Annotated in this window: 24 protein-coding genes; 7 read left to right on the top strand and 17 right to left on the bottom strand. The window is 32.2% G+C overall.

What is annotated here, in order from left to right; genetic code table 11:
- The first annotated feature begins 142 nt into the window (after positions 1-142).
- The gene (locus tag ASE21_RS10070; RefSeq protein ID WP_057122533.1) at positions 143-823 is read left to right on the top strand and encodes a Crp/Fnr family transcriptional regulator; all 681 of its coding nucleotides are present in this window, start codon (positions 143-145) and stop codon (positions 821-823) included.
- A 4-nt stretch (positions 824-827) separates the two neighbouring features.
- On the opposite strand, the gene mazG is transcribed toward ASE21_RS10070, so the two are convergent.
- The 3 genes from mazG to def form a co-directional block, all read right to left on the bottom strand.
- The gene (gene mazG / locus ASE21_RS10065; RefSeq protein WP_057123171.1) at positions 828-1598 is read right to left on the bottom strand and encodes a nucleoside triphosphate pyrophosphohydrolase; all 771 of its coding nucleotides are present in this window, start codon (positions 1596-1598) and stop codon (positions 828-830) included.
- A gap of 98 nt (positions 1599-1696) precedes the next feature.
- Positions 1697-2194 carry a DUF5606 domain-containing protein gene (locus tag ASE21_RS10060; protein ID WP_057122532.1) on the bottom strand — a complete coding sequence of 166 codons (498 nt, stop codon included), beginning with the start codon at positions 2192-2194 and terminating at the stop codon, positions 1697-1699.
- Positions 2195-2252: 58 nt separating this feature from the next.
- Entirely contained in the window at positions 2253-2843 is a 591-nt protein-coding gene (gene def, locus ASE21_RS10055) for a peptide deformylase (RefSeq protein WP_057122531.1), read from the bottom strand.
- A gap of 201 nt (positions 2844-3044) precedes the next feature.
- On the opposite strand from def, the gene ASE21_RS10050 reads away from it, so the two are divergent.
- Positions 3045-5267, top strand: coding sequence for an FUSC family protein (locus ASE21_RS10050; RefSeq protein WP_057122530.1), 2223 nt, complete (start codon positions 3045-3047; stop codon positions 5265-5267).
- Between the two features lie 26 nt (positions 5268-5293).
- On the opposite strand, the gene ASE21_RS10045 is transcribed toward ASE21_RS10050, so the two are convergent.
- The 6 genes from ASE21_RS10045 to ASE21_RS10020 all read right to left on the bottom strand — a co-directional run bounded on the left by ASE21_RS10045 (position 5294) and on the right by ASE21_RS10020 (position 9287).
- The gene (locus ASE21_RS10045; RefSeq protein ID WP_057122529.1) at positions 5294-5866 is read right to left on the bottom strand and encodes a cysteine hydrolase family protein; all 573 of its coding nucleotides are present in this window, start codon (positions 5864-5866) and stop codon (positions 5294-5296) included.
- An 83-nt stretch (positions 5867-5949) separates the two neighbouring features.
- The gene (locus ASE21_RS10040; RefSeq protein WP_057122528.1) at positions 5950-7443 is read right to left on the bottom strand and encodes a malate:quinone oxidoreductase; all 1494 of its coding nucleotides are present in this window, start codon (positions 7441-7443) and stop codon (positions 5950-5952) included.
- A gap of 124 nt (positions 7444-7567) precedes the next feature.
- Positions 7568-7984: a Holliday junction resolvase RuvX gene (ruvX, locus tag ASE21_RS10035; protein ID WP_057122527.1), complete on the bottom strand. Its 417-nt coding sequence runs from the start codon at positions 7982-7984 to the stop codon at positions 7568-7570.
- Positions 7985-8154: 170 nt separating this feature from the next.
- Positions 8155-8304: a hypothetical protein gene (locus ASE21_RS22285; RefSeq protein WP_242410250.1), complete on the bottom strand. Its 150-nt coding sequence runs from the start codon at positions 8302-8304 to the stop codon at positions 8155-8157.
- Positions 8294-8527 carry a hypothetical protein gene (locus tag ASE21_RS10025; RefSeq protein ID WP_057122526.1) on the bottom strand — a complete coding sequence of 78 codons (234 nt, stop codon included), beginning with the start codon at positions 8525-8527 and terminating at the stop codon, positions 8294-8296. The genes ASE21_RS22285 and ASE21_RS10025 overlap by 11 nt, the downstream gene beginning before the upstream one ends.
- Positions 8528-8660: 133 nt before the next feature.
- Complete coding sequence (locus tag ASE21_RS10020) at positions 8661-9287, bottom strand: PAS domain-containing protein (RefSeq protein WP_057122525.1); 627 nt, start codon at positions 9285-9287, stop codon at positions 8661-8663.
- A 272-nt stretch (positions 9288-9559) separates the two neighbouring features.
- On the opposite strand from ASE21_RS10020, the gene ASE21_RS10015 reads away from it, so the two are divergent.
- The 3 genes from ASE21_RS10015 (at position 9560) to ASE21_RS10005 (ending at position 12321) form a co-directional block, all read left to right on the top strand.
- Complete coding sequence (locus ASE21_RS10015) at positions 9560-10375, top strand: 2,3,4,5-tetrahydropyridine-2,6-dicarboxylate N-succinyltransferase (RefSeq protein ID WP_057122524.1); 816 nt, start codon at positions 9560-9562, stop codon at positions 10373-10375.
- A 106-nt stretch (positions 10376-10481) separates the two neighbouring features.
- Positions 10482-11546 carry a glycosyltransferase family 9 protein gene (locus ASE21_RS10010; protein ID WP_057122523.1) on the top strand — a complete coding sequence of 355 codons (1065 nt, stop codon included), beginning with the start codon at positions 10482-10484 and terminating at the stop codon, positions 11544-11546.
- 1 nt (position 11547) lies between these two features.
- The gene (locus ASE21_RS10005; protein ID WP_057122522.1) at positions 11548-12321 is read left to right on the top strand and encodes a glycosyltransferase family 2 protein; all 774 of its coding nucleotides are present in this window, start codon (positions 11548-11550) and stop codon (positions 12319-12321) included.
- On the opposite strand, the gene ASE21_RS10000 is transcribed toward ASE21_RS10005, so the two are convergent.
- Positions 12318-13085: a hypothetical protein gene (locus ASE21_RS10000; RefSeq protein WP_057122521.1), complete on the bottom strand. Its 768-nt coding sequence runs from the start codon at positions 13083-13085 to the stop codon at positions 12318-12320. The genes ASE21_RS10005 and ASE21_RS10000 overlap by 4 nt on opposite strands.
- A 77-nt stretch (positions 13086-13162) precedes the next feature.
- On the opposite strand from ASE21_RS10000, the gene ASE21_RS09995 reads away from it, so the two are divergent.
- On the top strand, positions 13163-14236 hold the full coding sequence (locus ASE21_RS09995; protein ID WP_057122520.1) for a glycosyltransferase family 4 protein: 1074 nt from the start codon (positions 13163-13165) through the stop codon (positions 14234-14236).
- 15 nt (positions 14237-14251) lie between these two features.
- On the opposite strand, the gene ASE21_RS09990 is transcribed toward ASE21_RS09995, so the two are convergent.
- Positions 14252-15109 carry a hypothetical protein gene (locus ASE21_RS09990; protein ID WP_057122519.1) on the bottom strand — a complete coding sequence of 286 codons (858 nt, stop codon included), beginning with the start codon at positions 15107-15109 and terminating at the stop codon, positions 14252-14254.
- Positions 15110-15227: 118 nt separating this feature from the next.
- Here ASE21_RS09990 and ASE21_RS09985 point away from each other — a divergent pair, with 118 nt between their 5' ends.
- Complete coding sequence (locus ASE21_RS09985) at positions 15228-16247, top strand: glycosyltransferase family 2 protein (protein WP_057122518.1); 1020 nt, start codon at positions 15228-15230, stop codon at positions 16245-16247.
- A gap of 2 nt (positions 16248-16249) precedes the next feature.
- Here ASE21_RS09985 and ASE21_RS09980 read toward each other — a convergent pair whose 3' ends face one another.
- From ASE21_RS09980 to ASE21_RS09955, 6 genes are read right to left on the bottom strand one after another with little or no spacing between them, the layout of a single operon-like run.
- Positions 16250-17218 (bottom strand): glycosyltransferase family 2 protein, encoded by a 969-nt coding sequence (locus tag ASE21_RS09980; protein WP_057122517.1) that lies wholly within the window; start codon positions 17216-17218, stop codon positions 16250-16252.
- A gap of 2 nt (positions 17219-17220) precedes the next feature.
- Positions 17221-17856 (bottom strand): sialic acid O-acetyltransferase, encoded by a 636-nt coding sequence (locus tag ASE21_RS09975; protein ID WP_057122516.1) that lies wholly within the window; start codon positions 17854-17856, stop codon positions 17221-17223.
- Between the two features lie 2 nt (positions 17857-17858).
- The gene (locus tag ASE21_RS09970; protein WP_057122515.1) at positions 17859-18866 is read right to left on the bottom strand and encodes a 3-oxoacyl-ACP synthase III family protein; all 1008 of its coding nucleotides are present in this window, start codon (positions 18864-18866) and stop codon (positions 17859-17861) included.
- Positions 18856-19941, bottom strand: a complete 1086-nt coding sequence (locus tag ASE21_RS09965) for an aromatic ring-hydroxylating oxygenase subunit alpha (RefSeq protein WP_057122514.1) — start codon at positions 19939-19941, stop codon at positions 18856-18858. The genes ASE21_RS09970 and ASE21_RS09965 overlap by 11 nt, the downstream gene beginning before the upstream one ends.
- Positions 19942-19945: 4 nt before the next feature.
- Positions 19946-20683: an SDR family NAD(P)-dependent oxidoreductase gene (locus ASE21_RS09960; RefSeq protein ID WP_057122513.1), complete on the bottom strand. Its 738-nt coding sequence runs from the start codon at positions 20681-20683 to the stop codon at positions 19946-19948.
- Entirely contained in the window at positions 20684-21739 is a 1056-nt protein-coding gene (locus ASE21_RS09955) for a 3-oxoacyl-ACP synthase III family protein (protein WP_057122512.1), read from the bottom strand.
- Positions 21740-21742: the final 3 nt, after the last annotated feature.

Raw genomic sequence — 21742 nt, 5'->3', positions numbered from 1 at the left:
TATCATGTTCATTAAAATCGATTTCTAAATTACTAAAATTAAATCTTCAAACTGCAATAATGTCCTTTTTCATTATTTTTAAACCTTAATAATACCTTTAAGACGCAATAATTCATTAATTTTGCATCAAATTAATTTTGCTATGAATAAATGTGATCAATGTATTGTTCGTCAGCTTTCATCTTTAAAAGCCCTTAATAAAGATGAGGTAATAAAACTGGCCAATAGCAAAACAACCTATACTATCAAAAAAGGTGAAGCTATTTTTGAAGAAGGTGAAGTTACCAATGGTGTTTTTTGTGTTAAAGACGGAGTTGGAAAGCTTTCTAAATTAAGTGCCAACGGAAAAGATCAAATTGTTAAGCTTGTAAAATCCGGCGAACTTTTGGGACAGCGCTCCATGATTAGTAATGAACCTGCAAACTTATCTGCCAAAGCGATTGCTGACATGGAAGTCTGCTTTATTCCAAAAAGTGAAATCATACATTTTTTTAATAATAACAATCAGTTTTCTTTGAATTTGATGCAGTCTGTATGTGAAGATTTAAAAGAATCTGAAAACGATAAAATTGCTTTAGTTCAGAAAACGGTAAAACAGCGTTTGGCAGAAACTTTACTGCAGCTGCACGATGACTTTGGTGAAAATCCCGATAAAACTTTAAAAGTACAGCTTACACGAGAAGAACTTGCCGGAATAATTGGTACTGCCACTGAAAGCTGCATCCGATTATTATCTGATTTTAATAAATTGGAATTAATTGAGTTAGCAGGTAAAAAAATTATACTGAAAAACGTAAAAGCGCTAAAGAAAATGGCGGAATAATAGCTTACTGCTTTTTAGCTTCATTCCAAAAAACATCCATTTCTGCCAAAGTCATATCCATTAAAGGTTTTCCTAATTCTACTGCTTTACTCTCTAAATATTGAAAACGACTGATAAATTTTTTATTCGTACGTTCTAAAGCATCTTCCGGGTTTACATTTAAAAAGCGCGCATAATTGATCATTGAAAACAACACGTCACCAAACTCGGCTTCTATTTTATCCTGATCTCCTGCTTTTATTTCAACTTGCAATTCCTCAAGTTCTTCCTGCACTTTATCCCAAACCTGATGAGGCTCTTCCCAGTCAAAACCAACCCCTTTTACTTTATCCTGAATTCTGCTGGCTTTTACCAACGCAGGCAAACTTCTTGGAACTCCTTCTAAAACAGATTTTTTTCCTTCTTTAAGTTTTAATTTTTCCCAGTTTTGTTTTACTTCTTCTTCATCTTTTACAACTGTATCAGAATAAATATGAGGATGACGGTGAATTAATTTATCGCAGATTTCATTGCAGACATCAGCAATATCAAAATCATTGGTTTCTGAACCTATTTTAGCATAAAAAACAATATGCAGCAATAAATCCCCGAGTTCTTTTTTAACCTCGTTTAAATCATTATCCAAAATAGCATCGCCTAATTCATAGGTTTCTTCAATAGTTAAATGCCTTAATGTCTGCAGTGTCTGTTTTTTATCCCACGGACATTGTTCACGAAGTTCGTCCATTATAATTAATAGTCTTTCGAAGGCTTTTAGCTGAAGTTCTTTGCTCATTTTGAAGTTTTTTTTCGGTTTAACCAATAATGTAAAAGTAAAAAATCCTGTCAAGAAAACATCTCAACAGGATTAATATATTTTGAATGTAAAAACTACTATTCTTCTTCTTTAGCCGCTGCCTTTTTAGCAGGAGCTTTTTTAGCTGCAGGAGCTTTCTTTGGTTTTTCTTCAGCCGGAGTTTCTTCTTTTGCTTCAGCCGCCGCCGGAGCCAAATCAGTAACTAAACCTTTAGCCTGAAGTGTATTATACCAGTTTAATACTTTTTTAATATCAGAAGCATAAACTCTTTCCTCATCATAATCCGGTAAAATTTCTTTAAAATAAGCAGCTAAAGTCGCATTATCTTCTTTATGAGAAATTGCCTGACCGTTATTTTCTTTAGATGCAATTTTCTGCATTACTTCAGTCAGCGGTTTTTCTCCTTCGTATGTATAAATTGAAATTTCTGATAGTAAACTTACATTACTTTTTAAGTTCACCGTAATTTTTTTTCCGTCTAATAATGATTCTGCCACAAAACCTGTACGTGTCTGCACCTTCAATACATATAAACCTGGTTTCCCAGAAATGGCTAAAATTTTGTCTAAATTCATGTTTATTAAAATTAGTATTAAGAATTTTTGTCTTTTTATTAATGTTCCCTAGGAACTTTTATCTCCCTTTTTTAGCGGCAGCAAATTTCATTCTGTATTCCTGAAAAGTTTTGCCTTCGGTTATGTTTTTTAATTTCTTTTGAATCAAACGTTTTTTCAAAGAAGATATTTTATCTGTAAATAAAACCCCTTCGATATGGTCATATTCATGTTGAATAACCCTCGCAATTAAACCATCAAAAACCTCTCTTTTCATTACAAAATCTTCTTCGCAGTATTCAATTGTAACAGTTGGTTTTCTGTACACATCTTCACGAACATCCGGTATACTCAGACATCCTTCATTAAAACTCCACTCCTCACCTTCTTCTTTAACGATTTTAGCATTGATAAAAGTTCTTTTGAAACCTTTTAAATCTTTTTGCTCATTCTCTGGTAAATCATCGTCATCACTAAAAGGAGTTGTGTCAATAACAAATATGCGAATAGGCAGACCTACCTGCGGTGCAGCCAGTCCAACTCCTAAAGCATTATACATGGTTTCATACATGTTTGCTATTGTCTCTTTTAAGTTTGGATAATCTGGCGTAACCGCCGTTCCTACTTTTCTTAAAACAGGATCACCATATCCTACAATTGGTAAAATCATTTGTAATTATTTAATGTTTTTATAGAACGAAAACCTTAAATTCGGTTCACATAATTCAGCTGGCAAAAATAGTAAAAAATAGTCAACGATGCGTTCTAAAGCTACATTATAACATAATTTTTATGTGCTATGGAAAACTCCGCTATAATTATGCCAAAATATTTCGTACAATTCTTAACTTTGTTACTAAACCTCACTATAATGCTTGAACGAATCTCAAAATTCACCAACAGTACTTCTTTTTTAAATGCATCAAAAGTTACTATTGCCTCAGTCGTACCTGTTCTGATTTTGAATTTTTTAGGCCATTTTGAAATAGGTTTTACTATTGCACTTGGAGCTTTTTATACTTATCCGAGTGATATTCCGAGTTCTTTAAGTCATAAAATTAAAGGATTAATTGTTGCATCGTTAATTGTTTCCGGTGTTAATTTATTAGTAAATCTTGCTTACCCTTTTCCTCTTTTATTTTATCCGTTTTTAGGATTTTTATTGTTTTTATGTTCAATGATTTCCGTTTACGGACAGCGTGCCACTTTAGTTTCCTTTTCTGCATTGTTATCGATTTCATTATCATTTGCACATTTACATGAAGGCTGGGAGGCTTTTCAATATTCCGGTTTTATTTTTATTGGAGGGATTTTATATCTGATTGTTTCGCTTGTTTTTCATTTTGTACAGCCTTATAAATATGTTGAATTACAAATTGCCGAAGGAATCAAGCTGACAGCGAAATATTTAAAGTTAAGAGGAGATTTATGGAGTCCTGAAGCCAACCGACAAAAAATAATTGAAAAACAACTGGCGATACAAGTCGATCTTAATTTAATTCATGAAGATCTTCGAAAAATGCTTATTGGCAATCAGAATACTTCCGGAACCACGAGCCAGAATCGTAAAATGCTTTTGGTGTTTATTACCTTGGTAGAAATTCAGGAACTGGCCCTTTATACTTCTTTTGATCACAGTAAGCTTCATGAAAAATTTGCCAGACATCCGGAAGTTTTACGCACTTATCAAAATGTGGCTTACAAGCTGGCGTCAACTCTTAAAAAGCTTTCTAAAAATGTGCATCATATTGCGGTGTATGTAGATAAAAATGATTTAAAAGATGAATTGGATGCACTGGAATTTGCCATTTTTGATTATGAAAAAACCCTAGGCAAAGAAGAAGCAGCAGAAGGTGTATTGATGCTGACTAACATGCTTAAATACGCTAAAAATCAGGTTGGTAAAATAAAAATTATTCAGCGTGCTTTGTCATTGGCAATGCAGTCTTATAAACTAAAAGACAAAGATAAGGAACTGGAAAAATTCTTAACGCCGCAATATTATCCTTTAAGGACACTGACGGAAAATTTAAGCTATTCTTCTTCAATTTTCAGGCATTCCCTTCGTTTAACCATTACAATTCTGCTTGGTTTTGTGTTAGGACAGTTATTACATCTTCAAAATAATTACTGGATTTTATTGACAATCGTTGTAATTATGCGTCCCGGTTACGGCTTAACAAAAGAACGTTCTTACAATAGAATCTTCGGAACTATTTTAGGGGGACTCATCGCTTTTGGAATTGTATCTGTAATTCAAAACCACGTTGTTTTGAGCATTTTCTCGATTGTCTGCATGCTTTTGGGAATTTCGTTTACACAAATCAATTACAAAATAAGCGCAACTTTTGTAACCATGTATGTTGTTTTTATTTACGGAATTTTAACTCCAAATGTTGTTGAAGTAATTCAGTTTAGAATATTAGATTCGCTTGCCGGAGCAGCTTTAGCTTTTATTGCCAATCAGTTTTTATGGCCGGCCTGGGAATTTATAAATACACCAATTCACATTGAAAATTCGATTAGAGCCAATAAAAATTACTTAAAAGAAATCGCTGATTATTATAATAAAAAAGGAGAAGTCCCTACTTCTTACAGGTTATCACGAAAAAACGCTTTTGTCGAAATAGGAAATCTTATGACCTCTTTTCAGCGTATGATGCAGGAACCCAAATCGAAGCAAAAAACAATGCCTTTGGTGAATAAACTGGTAGTTTTAAATCATTCATTGTTATCAGCTTTGGCGTCATTATCTACTTATATCCAATCGCATCAAACAACATCTGCTTCAGAGTCATTTAATTATATTATAAAAACTATTTTATCAAATCTAGAGCATTCGATTTCCATTCTACGAAATGAAACAATTATAACCGATACTTTTTTTGATAAAGAAGATGTGACTTTACAATTTGAAGAGCTGAAACGTAAAAATTTCACACGACTTGCTACTGATGATGAACTTGACAAAGAAACCCGTCAGGCTAAAATGCAGGAAGCCTCAATGGTTATTGAGCAATTGATTTGGATGAGCAATCTTGCGGAGAAAATACTAAAAATTACGAAAGAATTAAAAGCAATAAAAAATGATTAAAGGTTTTAATTCTTTCGTTTATTGCTTTAAAGCAGATTTTGTTTTATAAAATCGGTTGTTACTACGGCTGCAAATTCTTCATTTAAACTTGCTAATGCTGTTTCATGAATTAGTTCTGCCGAAAAATTTTGTCCGTCAACGCCTTTTTTGTTGAATGTTGCCGTTGCATCTGAAACAATAAAGGTTTCATAACCAAAATTTCCGGCCATTCGCGTTGTTGTCGAAACGCAGTGATCTGTTGTTAAACCTACAATTACAAGGGTTTTTATTTCTGCATTGTCTAATTGCTCTTTTAAATTTGTACCGATAAAAGCGCTGTTTACATTTTTCTTAATAACAATTTCATTATTAATTGGCTTTACAACATCCTTAAATTCATTACCTGAATTATTTTCGTTAAGCAATGAATCCGGATTTGATGAACAATGCTGGATATGAAAAACAGGAAGATCATTGTCTCGCCATAATTTTAAAATTTCACCTGCATTGTCTTCTGCATTTAGGTTATTTCTTTGTCCGCCCCAATAATCAATATCATCAAATCCTTTTTGAATATCAATTAAAATCAATGCCGGTTTGTTTGTTTTAGAAAGTGCCATATTGTTTATTATAATTAAAAAAGGACCTAGTTATTTACAAACTAAGTCCTTTGGGGTTTATTATTTTACATTCGAAATTTTAATTATTTAATTTTTAAAACTTCAGCTGTATGTTTTCTCAATTCTGCTAAAAGCTCTGGTTTATCATTTAGCGTTTGACCATAAGACGGAATCATTTCTTTCATTTTAGCTTCCCATTCCGGTGTTTTAATTTGGTTCGTAAAACATCTGCTTATTAAGTCAATCATGATAGCCACAGCAGTTGATGCACCTGGAGAAGCTCCTAATAAAACTGCTAAAGTTCCGTCGTGTGTATTGATTACTTCTGTTCCAAATTCAAGAACTCCGCCTCCGTTTTCACCTTTTTTAATAACCTGAACACGCTGTCCTGCTTTTTCCAGTTTCCAGTCTTTAGAACGTGCCGTTGGAAGATATTCACGTAGTGCTTTCATTCTGTCTTTTGGAGACTGACGAACCTGCTCGATTAAATATTTAGTCAGCGGTATATTGTGAAATCCCGCAGAAAGCATCGGAATTAAATTGTTTGCTTTTATGGATAATGGTAAATCCAAATAAGATCCATTTTTTAAGAAACGTGTAGAGAATCCTGCAAATGGTCCAAAAAGAAGTGCTTTTTCACCATCAATTACACGCGTATCAATATGAGGAACAGACATTGGAGGTGCTCCAACACTTGCTTTTCCGTAAACTTTTGCCTGATGTTTGGCAATAACTTCCGGATTTGTACATTTTAGCCATTGTCCGCTAACAGGAAAACCTCCATAACCGTGACCTTCAGGAACATCTGCTTTTTCTAATAAAGGCAATGAACCTCCTCCGGCACCAATAAATACAAATTTGGTATACGCTTTTCTTGTTTGACCTGTAGATAAATCTGTAATTTTAATTCTCCATGATTTATCTTCGCGCTGTCTTAGTTTTTTGACCTCGTGGTTAAAATATAAATTAACGCCGTCTAACTTTTCAAGATAGTTAAACATACTTCTGGTTAAGGCTCCAAAATTAACATCGGTACCTATTTCCATGTGGGTTGCAGCTAATTTTTCGCCTTCTTCCCTGCCTTCCATTACAAGAGGCATCCATTTTTTTAACTGATTAAAATCAGTGCTGAATGTCATTTCAGAAAAAATAGGATTACTTTGAAGTGCTTCGAATCTTTTTCTTAAATATTCTACATTTTTGTCTCCCCATACAAAACTCATGTGAGGTACGCTTTTAATAAAATTTTCCGGCGACGGAACTTTATTCTGCTGTACGAGATAAGACCAAAACTGACGTGAAATTTCAAATGATTCAGCTATGCTTATTGCTTTTTTAGGATCAATACTTCCATCTGCCTTTTCCGGAGTATAATTTAGTTCACAAAATGCAGAGTGTCCTGTTCCTGCATTATTCCAGGCATCTGAGCTTTCGGCTGCTGCCACATCTAATCTTTCGTAAATTTCAATTTTTATATCAGGCTGCAGCTCTTTCAAAATTAATCCAAGAGTTGCACTCATAATTCCAGCTCCAATAAGCACTACTTCACTATTGGAACGTATTGTATTGTCAGGCATAACAGTAATTTGTTTTAAAATGCAAAGGTACTTTTTTCAATCGCAAAAAAAAACTAATTTTTACATGATAAAAGTTAGGAAATTATAATTTTTTCTAAAAAAGTAAAATTAATCAGAAATAAACTTAAAAACGTTTGGAAGAAAGATAATCCTGAAGCATAATTGTTGCCGAAATTTCATCAATGAGACCTTTGTTTTGGCGCTGTTTCTTATTTAGTCCGCTGTCAATCATCGTTTGAAAGGCCATTTTTGAAGTAAAACGCTCATCAACACGAATTACTTTCATATCCGGAAAAATATTCGAAAAATGGGTTACAAAACCATTAATTACTGATGCACTTTCAGATGGCTGGCCGTTCATTTGTTTCGGCTCGCCAATTAAAACTGCTTCTACCTTTTCTTTAGCAAAATAATCTTTGAGAAAATCAATTAAAGTATGGGTTGGAATTGTAGTTAAACCTGATGCTATTATCTGCATTTCGTCAGTAACTGCTATTCCTGTACGTTTTTGTCCGTAATCTATGGAGAGAATTCTTGGCATTTTATTTTTTATAAAAGATAAAGAAAATCTGTAACGTTTAGAAAGAGTTCCTGTATTTAATAAATGCGAAGACTAAAACGGTTTCTTCTTTGCTATTAACTTCATAAACAGAAACATATCCTTTAAAAATATAATCTCTTATATTTTCATTATCAAAATATTGGGATTTTTTAAATAAAAAAGGATTTTGAATATCTTTCCTTATTTTTTTTTATTAAATCATTTTTAAACTTTTTAGCCGCTTTTGGTTTATCTTGAGCTATGTAATCAACCTGGTCTTCTAAAGCAAACAAAAAATCCTCAGTAAAATTAATCTTCATGTTTAGAAATTGTGTTTTCTAAAATTTCATCAACTTCTTCTAATGTGTATAGTTTTGCTGTACCATTTTTTAAATTAGCGTAAGCCGCATGTACTTTCTTTTTATTTTCATCAAAATCAGGATCTTCGGGAGTGATTTTTAATTCATCTGAAGAAAATGAACTTAAAAAATTCAAGATTTTTTCTTTAATCTCTGGCTGAAATTCTAATCTAATCGCTTCCATAATGCTTTCATTTTACAATACAAATATAAACTTTTTTAAATTGATGTTTTAAATTAAACCGAAAACCAAAAGGCCCGCTCTGAATTAATCAAAACGGACCCCGAACCTAAATATTTAAAACCTAAAAATTATTCTATCGATTAAATAATCTGCTGAAAAAGCCTTTGTGCTCTTCTTCTCCCTGCTCCTCTTCATAATTGGCAAACTTCGCCTGATTTTTTTCATGTTCGTAAATTAGCTCCTTAATATATTCGACATATGTTCTCTTTTTTTCTTCTAAAAAACCGATCAGATATTTCTCGCTAAACTCCACACCGCTTGCCGCTTCAATTTGAAGTAACTTTTTATACAAAGGCTCAATATGCATGGCTACAACTTCCTGAGGAACAGCTTGTCTTCTGCCAAAATAATTAACAATAACACCGTTTTCATCTCTTGCAATATCAAAATCTGTAATTACCCAATAGTACCTTCCTGATTTTGCAAGGTTTTTTACGATGGCATGAAAGTTTTTACCGTTTTTAAGATTTTCCCAAAGCACTTTAAAAATAACTTTAGGCATATCCGGGTGACGAATAATATTGTGCGGCTGTCCCATTAATTCGTAATCTTCATAACCGCAGACATCAACAAAAACTTCGTTGGCATATTCAATAATACCAAAAGCATTTGTTTTACTCATAATTACCTGCGTTTTATCCCACGTAACTTCTTTATCGATTACTGTAACCGGGTTTCGGAGTTGGTTTTCCTGATTCATGTTCTGTAGATTTAATATGTTTTTGGATTGGACTTTAATTCCGGTTTCCCAAAATTAATTCTGCAAAAGTAGAAGTAAGAAAAAGTTCAAAATCTGACAAATGTCATATTTTGATATAAAAAAAACTTTTAGCGGCAGTTTATTCGAATAAGGTTTGATTAGAAAATTTTATTTATCAAATTATAAACAAAAAGTTACATTTATAACATTTTCCATTGTGTTTACTTTTTTGCATTTCTACAAATACCTTATCTTTGCCAAAAATTTAAACTATGAATTCTTTACAGACTATAATTGAACAAGCTTGGGAAAACAGAGCTTTATTACAAGAAAAAACTACAACTGATGCTATTAGAGAAGTTATCGAATTAGTAGACGCAGGAAAATTACGTGTTGCAGAACCAGTTGGTGACGCCTGGCAGGTAAACGAATGGGTTAAAAAAGCAGTTGTAATGTATTTCCCAATTCAAAAAATGGAAACATGGGAATCTGGTATTTTTGAATATCACGATAAAATGTTACTTAAAAAAGGTTATGCTGAAAAAGGAATTCGTGTCGTACCAAATGCAGTTGCACGTTACGGAGCTTATATTTCAAGCGGTGTTATTTTAATGCCAAGTTATGTAAATATTGGTGCTTATGTTGACGAAGGAACGATGGTTGACACCTGGGCAACAGTGGGAAGCTGTGCACAAATTGGTAAAAACGTACACTTAAGTGGTGGTGTTGGTATTGGTGGTGTTTTAGAGCCGTTACAAGCTGCTCCGGTAATTATTGAAGACGGTGCTTTTATTGGATCTCGCTGCATTGTTGTAGAAGGTGTTCACGTTGGTAAAGAAGCTGTTCTTGGCGCTAACGTTTGTTTGACTGCTTCTACAAAAATCATCGATGTTACTGGTGATAAGCCTGTTGAAATGAAAGGTTTTGTTCCTGCTCGTTCTGTTGTAATTCCCGGAAGTTATACTAAAAAGTTTGCTGCTGGAGAATTTCAGGTTCCATGCGCTTTAATCATTGGTACCCGTAAACCATCTACAGATTTAAAAACTTCATTAAATAATGCACTTCGCGAATACGACGTTGCTGTATAATTTTTAGAAATAAATAAATTAAAAATCCAAATTCTGATCTTAATCAATTGGAATTTGGATTTTTTTTGCTTCAATTTGTAATCAATTAAAAGATTAATTTTTTTAGATGAAGATACTTGTTATTCAGCAAAAAATGATTGGGGACGTTTTAGTCAGCAGTATTATTTGTAACAATCTGCATACTGCTTATCCGGATGCTCAAATTGATTATTTAGTGTATGCTTCGACAACTCCGGTTTTAGAAGGGAATTCAAGTATTGACAATATTATTTTATTTGAAGAAAAGCACCGTAACAGCAAAAAAGAATTATTGAAACTTGGACTTCAGATCCGAAGTGAAAAATATGATCTTTTAATAGATGCGTATTCAAAATTAGAAAGCTGGATTTTGGTATTTTTAAGTAATGCTAAAAGAAAAATCTCTTATAAAAAACCCGGCAGAAATTTTCTTTATACAGATAATGTTCCTTTTGAGCCTTTTCCTAAAACTAATTTAGGTTTAGCAATCGAAAGAAGACTTTCGCTATTAGAGCCTTTACATCTAAAAATCAAAACAGATCCAATTCCTAAATTATTTGTTTCTGAAAAAGAAAATCAGCAAGCTTTATCCTTATTGGAAAAACACAATGTTCGAAAAGACAAAAAAACGATTATGATTAGTCTTTTGGGAAGTGAAAAATTAAAAACCTATCCCTTGGAATTCATGTCGAAAGTTGTGGATTATGTAGCTGATAATGCAGATGTAAATATTCTTTTTAATTACTTTCCAAAACAAATTGAAGATGCAAAAACCGTTTATAACGGCTGCAAAGCTTCAACGCAGGAAAAAATTTATTTTGATTTATTAGGCGGAGATTTACGCTCGTTTATTGCCCTTATGAATCAGTGTGATGCCATTATTGGAAATGACGGAGGCGCAATAAATATGGCTAAAGCTTTAGAAAAACCCTCGTTTATAATCTTTTCTCCCTGGATTGAGAAAAAAATATGGGCCACTTTTGAAGACGAAATTCATCATCTTTCTGTTCATTTAAAAGATTATCGTGCTGATTTATTTGAGCAGAAATCTGAAAAAATGCTAAAAAAAGAAGCTTTATCCTTATACGAAGAGTTTAAACCAGAATTCTTTAAAGATAAAATTGAATCATTTCTAGAAAAAAATATCCGCTAAGATGATTTCGGCTCAAAAACAACTTTTATCTGCTTTGCTAATAACTTATAATGAAGAATCGAATATTCATGCGGTTCTTGATAATTTGGCTTTCGCCGATGAAATAGTCATTGTAGATTCTTTTAGCACAGACAGAACTTTTGAGATTGCTTCGACATACAAAAACGTAAAAATTGCTCAGCGTGCCTTTGACAATTTTGCGCTTCAACGCAATTATACAATTGATTTAGCATCAAATTCGTGGATTCTTTTTATAGATGCCGATGAAAGATTAAGCACCGCACTTGAGCAGGAAATAAAAACAGTTATCAATCAGGAAAATCCGGCATCTGCTTATTATGTGGCGCGCGATTTTATTTTTGAGAATACAAAACTCCGTTTCAGCGGCTGGCAGAATGATAAAATAATCCGTCTTTTTAAAAAAGAAAATGCTGTTTACAACAGTAATAAAATTGTTCACGAGAAATTAATTGTAAACGGAAAAACCGAAAAACTAAAAAACAAATTAACTCATTATTCGTATTCGAATTATGATGATTATAAGCAAAAAATGATTTTTTACGGTCGGTTAAAAGCGCAGGAAGAGATTTCAAAGAATACAAATCCTAATTTTTTCCATTTTTATATTCGTCCTGTTTACCAGTTTCTCAATCAATATTTACTGAGACTTGGATTTCTAGACGGCAAAAAAGGAATTATAATTTGTTATCTGAATGCGTTGAGTGTTGCTGTCCGTTTTCAGGAACTAAAAAAAATAATTAAACAGAAAAACTAAGATTTCCAGAATTTAAGTTTCTTTTTCAGCCTTTTCTTTCTCGCAAATTCTTCCTGAAAATCTGAAGTTGCCTGCCACATTTTTTCAAAAATTTCAGTTTCAGTTTTATCAGTATAAAACTTTGAATATTCATTGCTCATTACGGCAATCATTTCTTTCTTTGGCGTCAGACGGCTAAAATTATTCATACGCTGTTCAAAACTCATGTTTTCGTGAAAATTCATTCGGTTTAAATCGACTAAAAAGAAACTATAAATATTGTTTTCATTCTTTTTAATCAAAGTATTTCCGGGTGAATGATCCAAAAACTCTACTCCCTTTTCGTGAAGGTCAAAAGTAAATTTTGTAAACTGCCTGAGAATAATATCATTATCGGGATATTCAGGAATTTCTACCAGTTCCCTATAAGTCAATTCTGTAACCAGATGTTCACTGGCATAATAACTGTCTTTTAAACCAAGAAGATTAAAATTTTCAAGAAATGCAATTGGTTCCGGAGTTCCAATTCCTTTTTCTAATAAAATTGTAGCGTATTCAAACGAACGTCTTGCTTTTGATTTTCTAAAATATTTATAAGCAATTTTGTTAACTATATTCGGAATTTTAAATGATTTAATGTTAATCGTTTTTCCATCCAAATCAAACAATTTTATCTTGTTACGATCTCCATTTCCAAAAAGTTCGCCAGAAGCATTAAACTTTTGGATTTTGTCAAGAATTGACGAAGTATTATTTTCGAAAAAAGGATTTACTTTAAAATTCATCAGTAGTTTTTTAAGAGCACAAAAATACGTATTTAAGACTTCAAATTATTATTGTACTTTCGTAAAAAAAGAAAATAATGTCCCAAAAAAGTATTTTTCTAGAAACACACAATATAAACAACAGAGCATCAGGTTTAGGAACTTTTAATTATGAATTAATTAAAGGATTATCTGCATTAGACTTTGGTAATTACGAATTAACTTTAAACAGCTCAAAACCTGAAGTTCTTGAAGAAGAATTTAAAGATAAATTCAAATATCACAAGTACAGCAGCCTTTCGAGACATCCTTTGTTTAGAATTCGAAAAAAATACGATTTGTGGCATTCTGTAAATCAAAATATAAAAGTAGAACCTTTTCATAAAAGCAATTATGTCCTTACTGTACATGATATTCATTTTGTTGAAGAAGTTTCAGATAGTAAAAGCCCTAAGTTAAAAAAGCTTTTTAAAGGAAAACTTGAAAGAGCAAATGCAATTACTTACATTTCAGAATTTGCCAAAAAACACACGCATGAACATTTTGATGTCCCTAATGTTCCTGAATATGTTATTTATAACGGAAATCCTATTTCGACTCTTTTAGATACCTCCACATTTGTTTCAAATGTTCCTGCAGACAAGCCTTTCTTTTATTCTATAGGAGATTTTATAGAACGAAAAAATTATTCTTCGATCATTAAAATGATGAAATTAATTAAAGATTACAATTTGATTATTTCCGGAAATAACGATAAAAAATATGGAGAAGAAATTAAAAAACTAATTGAAGACAACGGCTTAAATAATCAGGTTTTTTTGACCGGAAAAGTTTCAGATCAGGGAAAACAGTTTTATATGAAAAACTGTACCGCATTTCTTTTTCCATCAATTCGCGAAGGTTTTGGACTCCCGCCAATTGAAGCAATGAGTTTTGGCAAACCTGTATTTCTTTCAGACAAGACTTCATTACCTGAAATTGGAGGTGATGTTTCAAATTACTGGGCAAATTTTGATCCTGAATATATGAAAGATATTCTTTTTGAGGGATTAACCCACTTTGACAATAATAAAAACGAGATAGAAAGTTTATTGAAAAAAAGAGCTGCAAGTTTCGATTGGAAAATTGCAGCTGCTGAATATTTTAATGTTTACAAAGAAATATTAAAGTAAAGAAACAATGTAAACTTACAAGTGTTTAAACCATTGTCCCAGGTTTCTTTTCCAAATATAGAAATCTGAGGGCAAGACTTTAAAAAAGTCAAGATTATTCTTGATTTCATTAAAAGTAGTACCTTTTACAAAAGCCAGTTTTTTCCATTTATGAGGTTCCATGTAAAAAAAGTTACGCATGCTTTTGTAGTTGCGTTCGTTTACAATCTCCCATTTATGTAAAAACTCTTCTTTATTTATGTCTGTATCATGTCCCCAGTTATTGAATTTCATTTCCAGCTCTTCTTTAGTTCTGGAAATACATTCATGTAAAATAGGGCCTTTAAAATAAATAATCCTTTTGCGGGTTTGTCTTCCTATTTTGTAACTTGGATAATTGGTCGCAACCATAATTTTGGTTGGTTTTTTCACATACAGTACTCCGTTATCAACTCTTTTATAAAGATTTATAAGGCATGGCGAAATCTGAACCTGATTTTTTTCAGGATTATTAAGAAAATGATTTTTAGATTTTAAAAATTTTACAAACCCTTTAAAATCCAGAAAATATTCATCGGCATCAAGCTGAATAAGCCAATTTCCTATTCCCATTTTTTCGGCAAGGATTTTTCTTTCTAAAACCTCACACTGCATGCTGGTTAACTCCGGATGATAAAAATTATCTTCCAGAATTTGTATTTTAGAATCAACATCAATAGACCTTATCCATTGAAAAAAATCGTCTTCTATTACAAAAGATTCTCCTTTCCAGGTCTTTCTTTCTTTATCAATTGCTAAAAAAATTGAGTCAGATTCTTTATATACTTGTGGAATTGCAATTTTAAGCAATTCATAATCATACGACACTAAAAATCCGACCTGAATTTTTTTCATTTATTTATATTTGTTAGGGCAAAGATAAAAACATTCCGAAATTATCTACGAAAATTGCTTTCGAATTTTTAAGATAATTTTAACGTAAATCTTATCTTTGCCATGTAAAACAAAAACCATGCAAATTCTTCAAATTCCTGAAATTTCTGTGATAATTCCTGTGTTTAACGCAGCTTCATTTTTGCAGGAAAGCATTGAAAGTATCTTAAACCAAACATTCTCAGACTTTGAGCTTATAATATTAAATGATAAATCTACAGACGAAAGTTTAGAAATAATTCAAAAGCTTCAATCTAAAGATAATCGTATCATAATTATTGATAAAGAACAGAATGTCGGTCCGGCAAATCTTAGGAATGAAGGAATTAACGCTGCAAAAGGTACTTATATTGCCTTAATGGATGCTGATGATATTGCTTTGCCAACACGTTTTGAAAAACAGCTTGCTGTATTAAAAAACAATCCGGAAATTGGATTATGCGGCACGTGGTTTACTTTTTTTGGATCTAAAAAAGACAAGATCATAAAACACAATACCGATCCTGACGCCATAAAAGTATCTTTTTTACACAGTTGTAACATCGGGAATCCAACGGTTATGTTTAAAAAAGAAGTTTTAGGAGATTTAAAATTCGATAATGATTATGTTCCTGTTGAAGATTACGATTTATGGAGCCGATTATTAGCCAGAACCAGCTTTTATAATATTCCCGAATCTTTATTAAATTACAGACAGCATAACAACAATATCAGTAAAACAAAAATTGATAATGTGAACCGATCCGTAAGAAGAGTAAAAATAAATCAGTTAGCTCAGCTTGGAGTAAACCCTTCAGATCCAAAGATTGATTTTTACTTAAATGCTGTTTCATTTAAAAAAGGACTTTCTCCGGAAGAAGTAATCGAAACCATTGACGCTTCTAAATTTTTGATTTCGCAAAATGAAAAATCAGGTTATTTCAATCAGGATGTTTTTCAAAAACACATCAACAAGAATCTTATACGCACGGTTCGAAACGCCGGTTCGTATAATCTTTCATTTTATAAACATTTAAAGAATAAGGAAAGTTTATTGTTTCAAAAAATAAACATATTAGATAAAATAATTTTATACTTTAAATCCTTAACCGGCAGATAAGATTATATGTTCGTTTTAATATAACGCCACAAATATTTCAATTTTAAAGAAAATCCTGCTTTGTCTAAAAACTCATTTATTGCTATTTGAGGTTCTTCAATATTTTTGTATTCATCTGATTTGCGTAATTTTAAAGCTTCAAAAGCCGATGCTTTCAATAAAGCTGCCATAACTTTTTTCATATTATTGGTTCTGGCCTGCGGAATATTTTGAAGTATTTCTTTTATATTTAGATAAGAAGAATAACGCTGATAAAAAGGAGATTGTAAAGAGTAAATTCCCCCCGGATGCCATCTGTAAACTGCTGCCTGAAAGTTTAGAAATGCTCCTTTTCCATTACAAAGCAATAATGCATAAAGCGTATTATCTTTAGAATATTTAAACTTCTTGTAATCTAAAGGATCAACAGCGTCTTTTCTAAAAACACTTGTTAATGTATATGTACAATAAGGCTGAAAAAGGGTATTAAAATCAATTGTGTAAACGTCCGGCAGAGTAGTATTAAAATCATTTGGAAGTAATTCCGTTTCTTTTTTAGTATAAAAATCTGTCCATGTAATTACATATTCAGAGTTATTTTCTAAAAAATCTACTTGCTTTTGCAGTTTTAATTCGTCGATCCAATAATCGTCTCCTTCGCATAATGCCATATATTTTCCCTGTGCTGCAGGAAAAGTAAAATCACTCCAAATATTAACTTCTTTATTAGAATATTGATTTTCACGCTGTAAAATCGGCTTAATAATTAAAGGATATTTTGCAGCAAATTCACTGATTATACTGGCCGTATTATCTGTCGAGGCATCATCATGAACAATTATTTCAAAAGGAAATGTCGTTTTCTGAATTAAAAAACCATTTAAAGTTTCGGCAATAAAATTCTCATGATTATAAGTAGTACATAGAATACTTACAAAAGGTTTTATCTCCTTGTTTATCCAGCCTGAAACAATCTCGTTTTGATCTCTCATATTTAAAAGTCCATTTTTTTGGCAGGAACTCCAAAAACAGTCGTATTTTCTTTTACATTTTTTATAACAAGACTTGCAGCACCAACTGTTGCACCTTTTCGGACAATAATATTTGGCAGCACAGTAGATCGAGTATTTAAGCAGACTTCTTCTTCTAAAACTGCGTAGCCGCCAGTAAAACTATAGGCATTAATATGAGACCATTTGCCAATTTTAGAATCGTGCCCAATTGCGACAAATCCCTGAATTGTTACAAAATCTTCAATCACACAATCATTACTTATATTAGAATACATGAACACAATTATACCGTTGCCCAATTTTACATTTGATGTAAAAACAACTGTTGGGTGAATCAAATTGATAAATTGACCTCCTTTTGATAAAATAATTTCTGTGTAATGTTTTTTCCATTTTACGCTTCCGAGTGCACAGATAAATACATCATTCTCCTGAATTTCATAATTTTCAACAGATGAAATAATTTCTGGATAATTTTCAAAACCGTCAAGAGCGTCTAATTTATCATCTAAAAAACCTTTTATAGTGTATTCAGAATTAAACCCGGAACATTGTCTTGCAAGACCGCATACTTCTCGTCCGTATCCTCTTGCCCCTATTATGATTAGATTTTTCATTTTTAGATTATTAAGTTACACGCTGCCCAAGAATATCCTACTCCAAATCCTGCTAAAATTAAATTTTTAGATTCTTTCAATTTTCCTTGCTTTTGGGCTTCATACAAAGCAATTGGAATTGTTGATGAGACCGTATTACCACAATTTTCCATGGAAATAAAGAATTTTTCTTCCGGAATTTTTATTTTTTTCCTCAAATGATTAAGCATGTACTTATTTGCCTGATGAAAAATATATAAATCGATATCTTCTTTGGTTAAATTTGATTTTTCTAAAATCGCTTCTGTAAGTTTCGGAACAAATTCTCCTGTAAAATTAAAGATCTCCGTTCCGTTCATATACAAATTTTTATCATTACGAACATTTCCAAACTCATCTGAAATATCTTCATTTTGATTTGAAACCGGAAAACGCATTCCTCCTTGCTTTACAATTAAATTTTCAGCTCCTTTTCCATCTGTTCCAAAAATGAATTTATCAAGAGTGCAAAATCCTTCATCGCTTGATATTAAAGTTGCTGCGGCAGCATCTCCAAAAATTGTTTTGTTACTTTTATCTCTCGGATGAATAAACTTAGAATAGGTTTCTGAAGTAATCAACAAAACGTTTTTTGCCATTTCACCAGCAATTAAACCTTTTGCTAAACTCAATCCGTAGACAAACCCTGAACAGCCTAAATTAAAATCTAATGCTCCAATTGAAGTATTTAATCCCAATTTTTCCTGAATGATACAAGCTGTAGTAGGCAGGAAATAATCCGGACTTTGGGTACAAAACAACAAATAATCAATAGTTGTTTTATCAATATTATGCTCGGCAAACAATCGTTCTGCAGCTTTTACAGCCATATCAGATGAAAATTCATCTTTGGCACTTATATGTCTTGAATGGATTCCGGTTTTAGAACTGATTTTCTCAATATCCCATTCCGGAAATTCTTTATTAATTAAATCATTCGACAGTACTTCTTCCGGAAGGTAATAGGAAATAGCTTTTATATTAGCTTTCATTTTCTAAGAATTTTAAATATTGTTTTTGAAAATGATGTACTCGTTCTTCTTCATCAGATAATTTTCCTGATAAATTGGTATGTCTTACTCCTTGCTGCACCAGCTGACAAACGGTTTTGTCTTCATCGAAAACCTGTCTGTTAAAACCAATTAAAGATTCTTCAAAAGCTTTAATAACGATTGGTGTAGTTTCTGATTCTGTAACCGATGTAAAAACGTGACTTGTAAATTTTGTGCTGTCCGGTGTAATAGGTTCAATTAGAGAGTAATTAAACGAAACTCCGTGTGTACTCGATATCAAAAGATTAGGAAAAATCAATATGTGTTTATAGCCTTCAATATCGTAGCTTCGCGGTGAATAATAATTGTTGATTTTTTTATATCCGCCTTTATCTTTTACGATATTCAGATTACTTGTCCAGCTTGAATTATTTTTATCAAAATCAAAATCTAATCCGGAAGGTTCTAATTTGGCCAAAGTTTGAGAATGAACTAAGCCGACATGATAACTTTCGAGTGTATTTTCGACAATTACTTTCCAGTTTGCATTTATTTCCATAGAATTAACATCAATTCTATTTCCTAAATTTAATGACATTACTTTTAATTCATCGTAAAAAACACCTATAAAATCTTCTAAAGGTTCAACATCTTCATTTAAAGAGACAAAACATAAATTTCCGCAGAATGAAACTTTAAATTCTTTTAGTTTCATTTCGCAGAGTTCTTCTTTCGAGAATTTTTTAAACAAAGGTTTTTTCGGAATTCCGCTTGGAATTCCATTTTTATCATACGCCCATCCGTGATAAGGACATACTAAAGGTCTGTTTCCTGATTCTTCTTGCTGAATTATCGAAAAGCGATGCGAACAAACATTTAAAAATGATTTAATTTCGCCTCTCACATTCTGGACTAGAACGGGCGTTCCTGAAATTTTTAAAGCAATGAAATCATTATCATTTAAAAAATCAGATTTGAATCCCACAAAATGCCATACTTTTTTAAACAGCTTATTATTTTCCTGTTCAAATATAGCGTCATCATAATAATGAAAAGCAGGTATGTTTGAATTCATAATTTTATTTTAAAGTGAATCCGCCATCAATAATTAAGTCCGAACCAGTCATCCATTTACTCGTATCACTTAATAAATACATAACCAAGCCAGCAACGTCTGCTGCTTCGCCGTATCCAAGCGGATATTCTGATTCTGCTTTTTTTAATTCTTCTTCAGAAGCCGCATCGCTTGCTTGTTCCGTCATTGCCGTTTTTACAATTCCCGGGCAAATACTGTTTGATCTGATTCCCTGCGGAGCTAATTCTGTAGCTAATACTTTTGAAAAAGATATTAATGCCGCTTTTGATGCCGCATACATAGCCGTTCCGCCAACGCCTAATTTTGAAGAAATTGATGATATAAATACAAGCGAGCCTTTTTTATTCAGCAATTTCTTTTTGATTAATTTTTGGCTTAAAACAACATTACTGTCAAAATTCACAGAAAAAACACTGTCTATTTTGTCTTCATTCAAAAACTTAACAGGAAGATATTCAACTATTCCTGCATTAAAAACTACACCATCAAAAGGAGCACTTTCTGAAATTAACGTATCAATTTCTGAAGAAACAGAAAGATCAACAGCAAACATTTTGTGTCCGTTTCCTGTTAATAACGAAATAGTTTCCTGCAGTTTTTCTGCATTTCTTCCAACAATGGTAACATTTGCGCCTAACTTTGAAGCAGTGATTGCAATTTCTCTCCCAATTCCCTGAGAAGCGCCTGTAATTAATATATTTTTATCTTGTAATGTAATCATTTATAATTCGATTAAATCCAGAACTTCTAATTTACAATCCTGAGCCATTACTGTTCCCCACGATAATCCAACTCCAAAACCGCACATTAGTAAATTAGACATTTTGTTTTCTATTTTATCTTTCAATTCTGAAACTATCGTTAATGGAATTGTAGCTGAAGAAGTATTTCCAAAATGCTGTAATGAATATGGAACTTTTTCTACTGGCAGTTTTAATTTTTTAGCAATCATTTTATTCATCATCAAATTTGCCTGATGAAAAATAAAGTAATCGATTTGCTCTTTATCGATTGTAAACTTTTCTAAAAGTTTATTGACTGTTTTTGGGCCTTGCGAAATTCCAAAACCAAAAACATCCATACCATCAAGAACCAGCTCACATGCACTGCGATTTATTCCTTCGTCAATTTTTTTAGTTTCTAAAGAATCAGCCGTTATCCGGTTTCTTGATCCTCCATCGGGAACAATTATAGTTTTATATCCAGATCCGTCTGTACCTAAATCAAAAAGCAAATCTCCGGCATTTTCATCAATCTCAAATGCGGTTGCACTTCCTGCATCGCCAAAAAGCGGTAATGTACTTTTATCAGTATTTGATACAATTTTACTTATTGTATCTCCGGCCAGAAGCAAACCTTTTTTTAAACCGGTCGCTTTCATCATTCCTGCAATAATAGATATTCCGTATACATATCCTGAACATCCAAGCGGAACATCAAAAGCGATACAATTTGTAGATAAGCCTAATCTATCCTGAAGTATAGCGGCAGAAATTGGTAAAATATAATCAGCGGTCTGAGAAACAAAAACCAGAATTTCTATTTCGTCTTTCTGCCAATTTAAGTCTTTAATTAATTTTTCAGCAGCTTCGCAGCATAAATCAGAAGTACAAATTTCTTTTGTCGCAATACGTCGTTCTTCAACTCCGGTTACTTCAATAAATTTTTGAATTTCCTCCTGCGTTACTATTTCTAAACCAACATTTAGTTCCTTATTTTTAGGAACGCAGCAGGAAATACCTTTTATCGCAATGTCATTTACTGAAAAAGCTGCCATTTA

Source organism: Flavobacterium sp. Root901 (genome assembly GCF_001429765.1).
Lineage (GTDB): Bacteria > Bacteroidota > Bacteroidia > Flavobacteriales > Flavobacteriaceae > Flavobacterium.
This window is presented reverse-complemented; position numbering and strand designations above follow the sequence as displayed.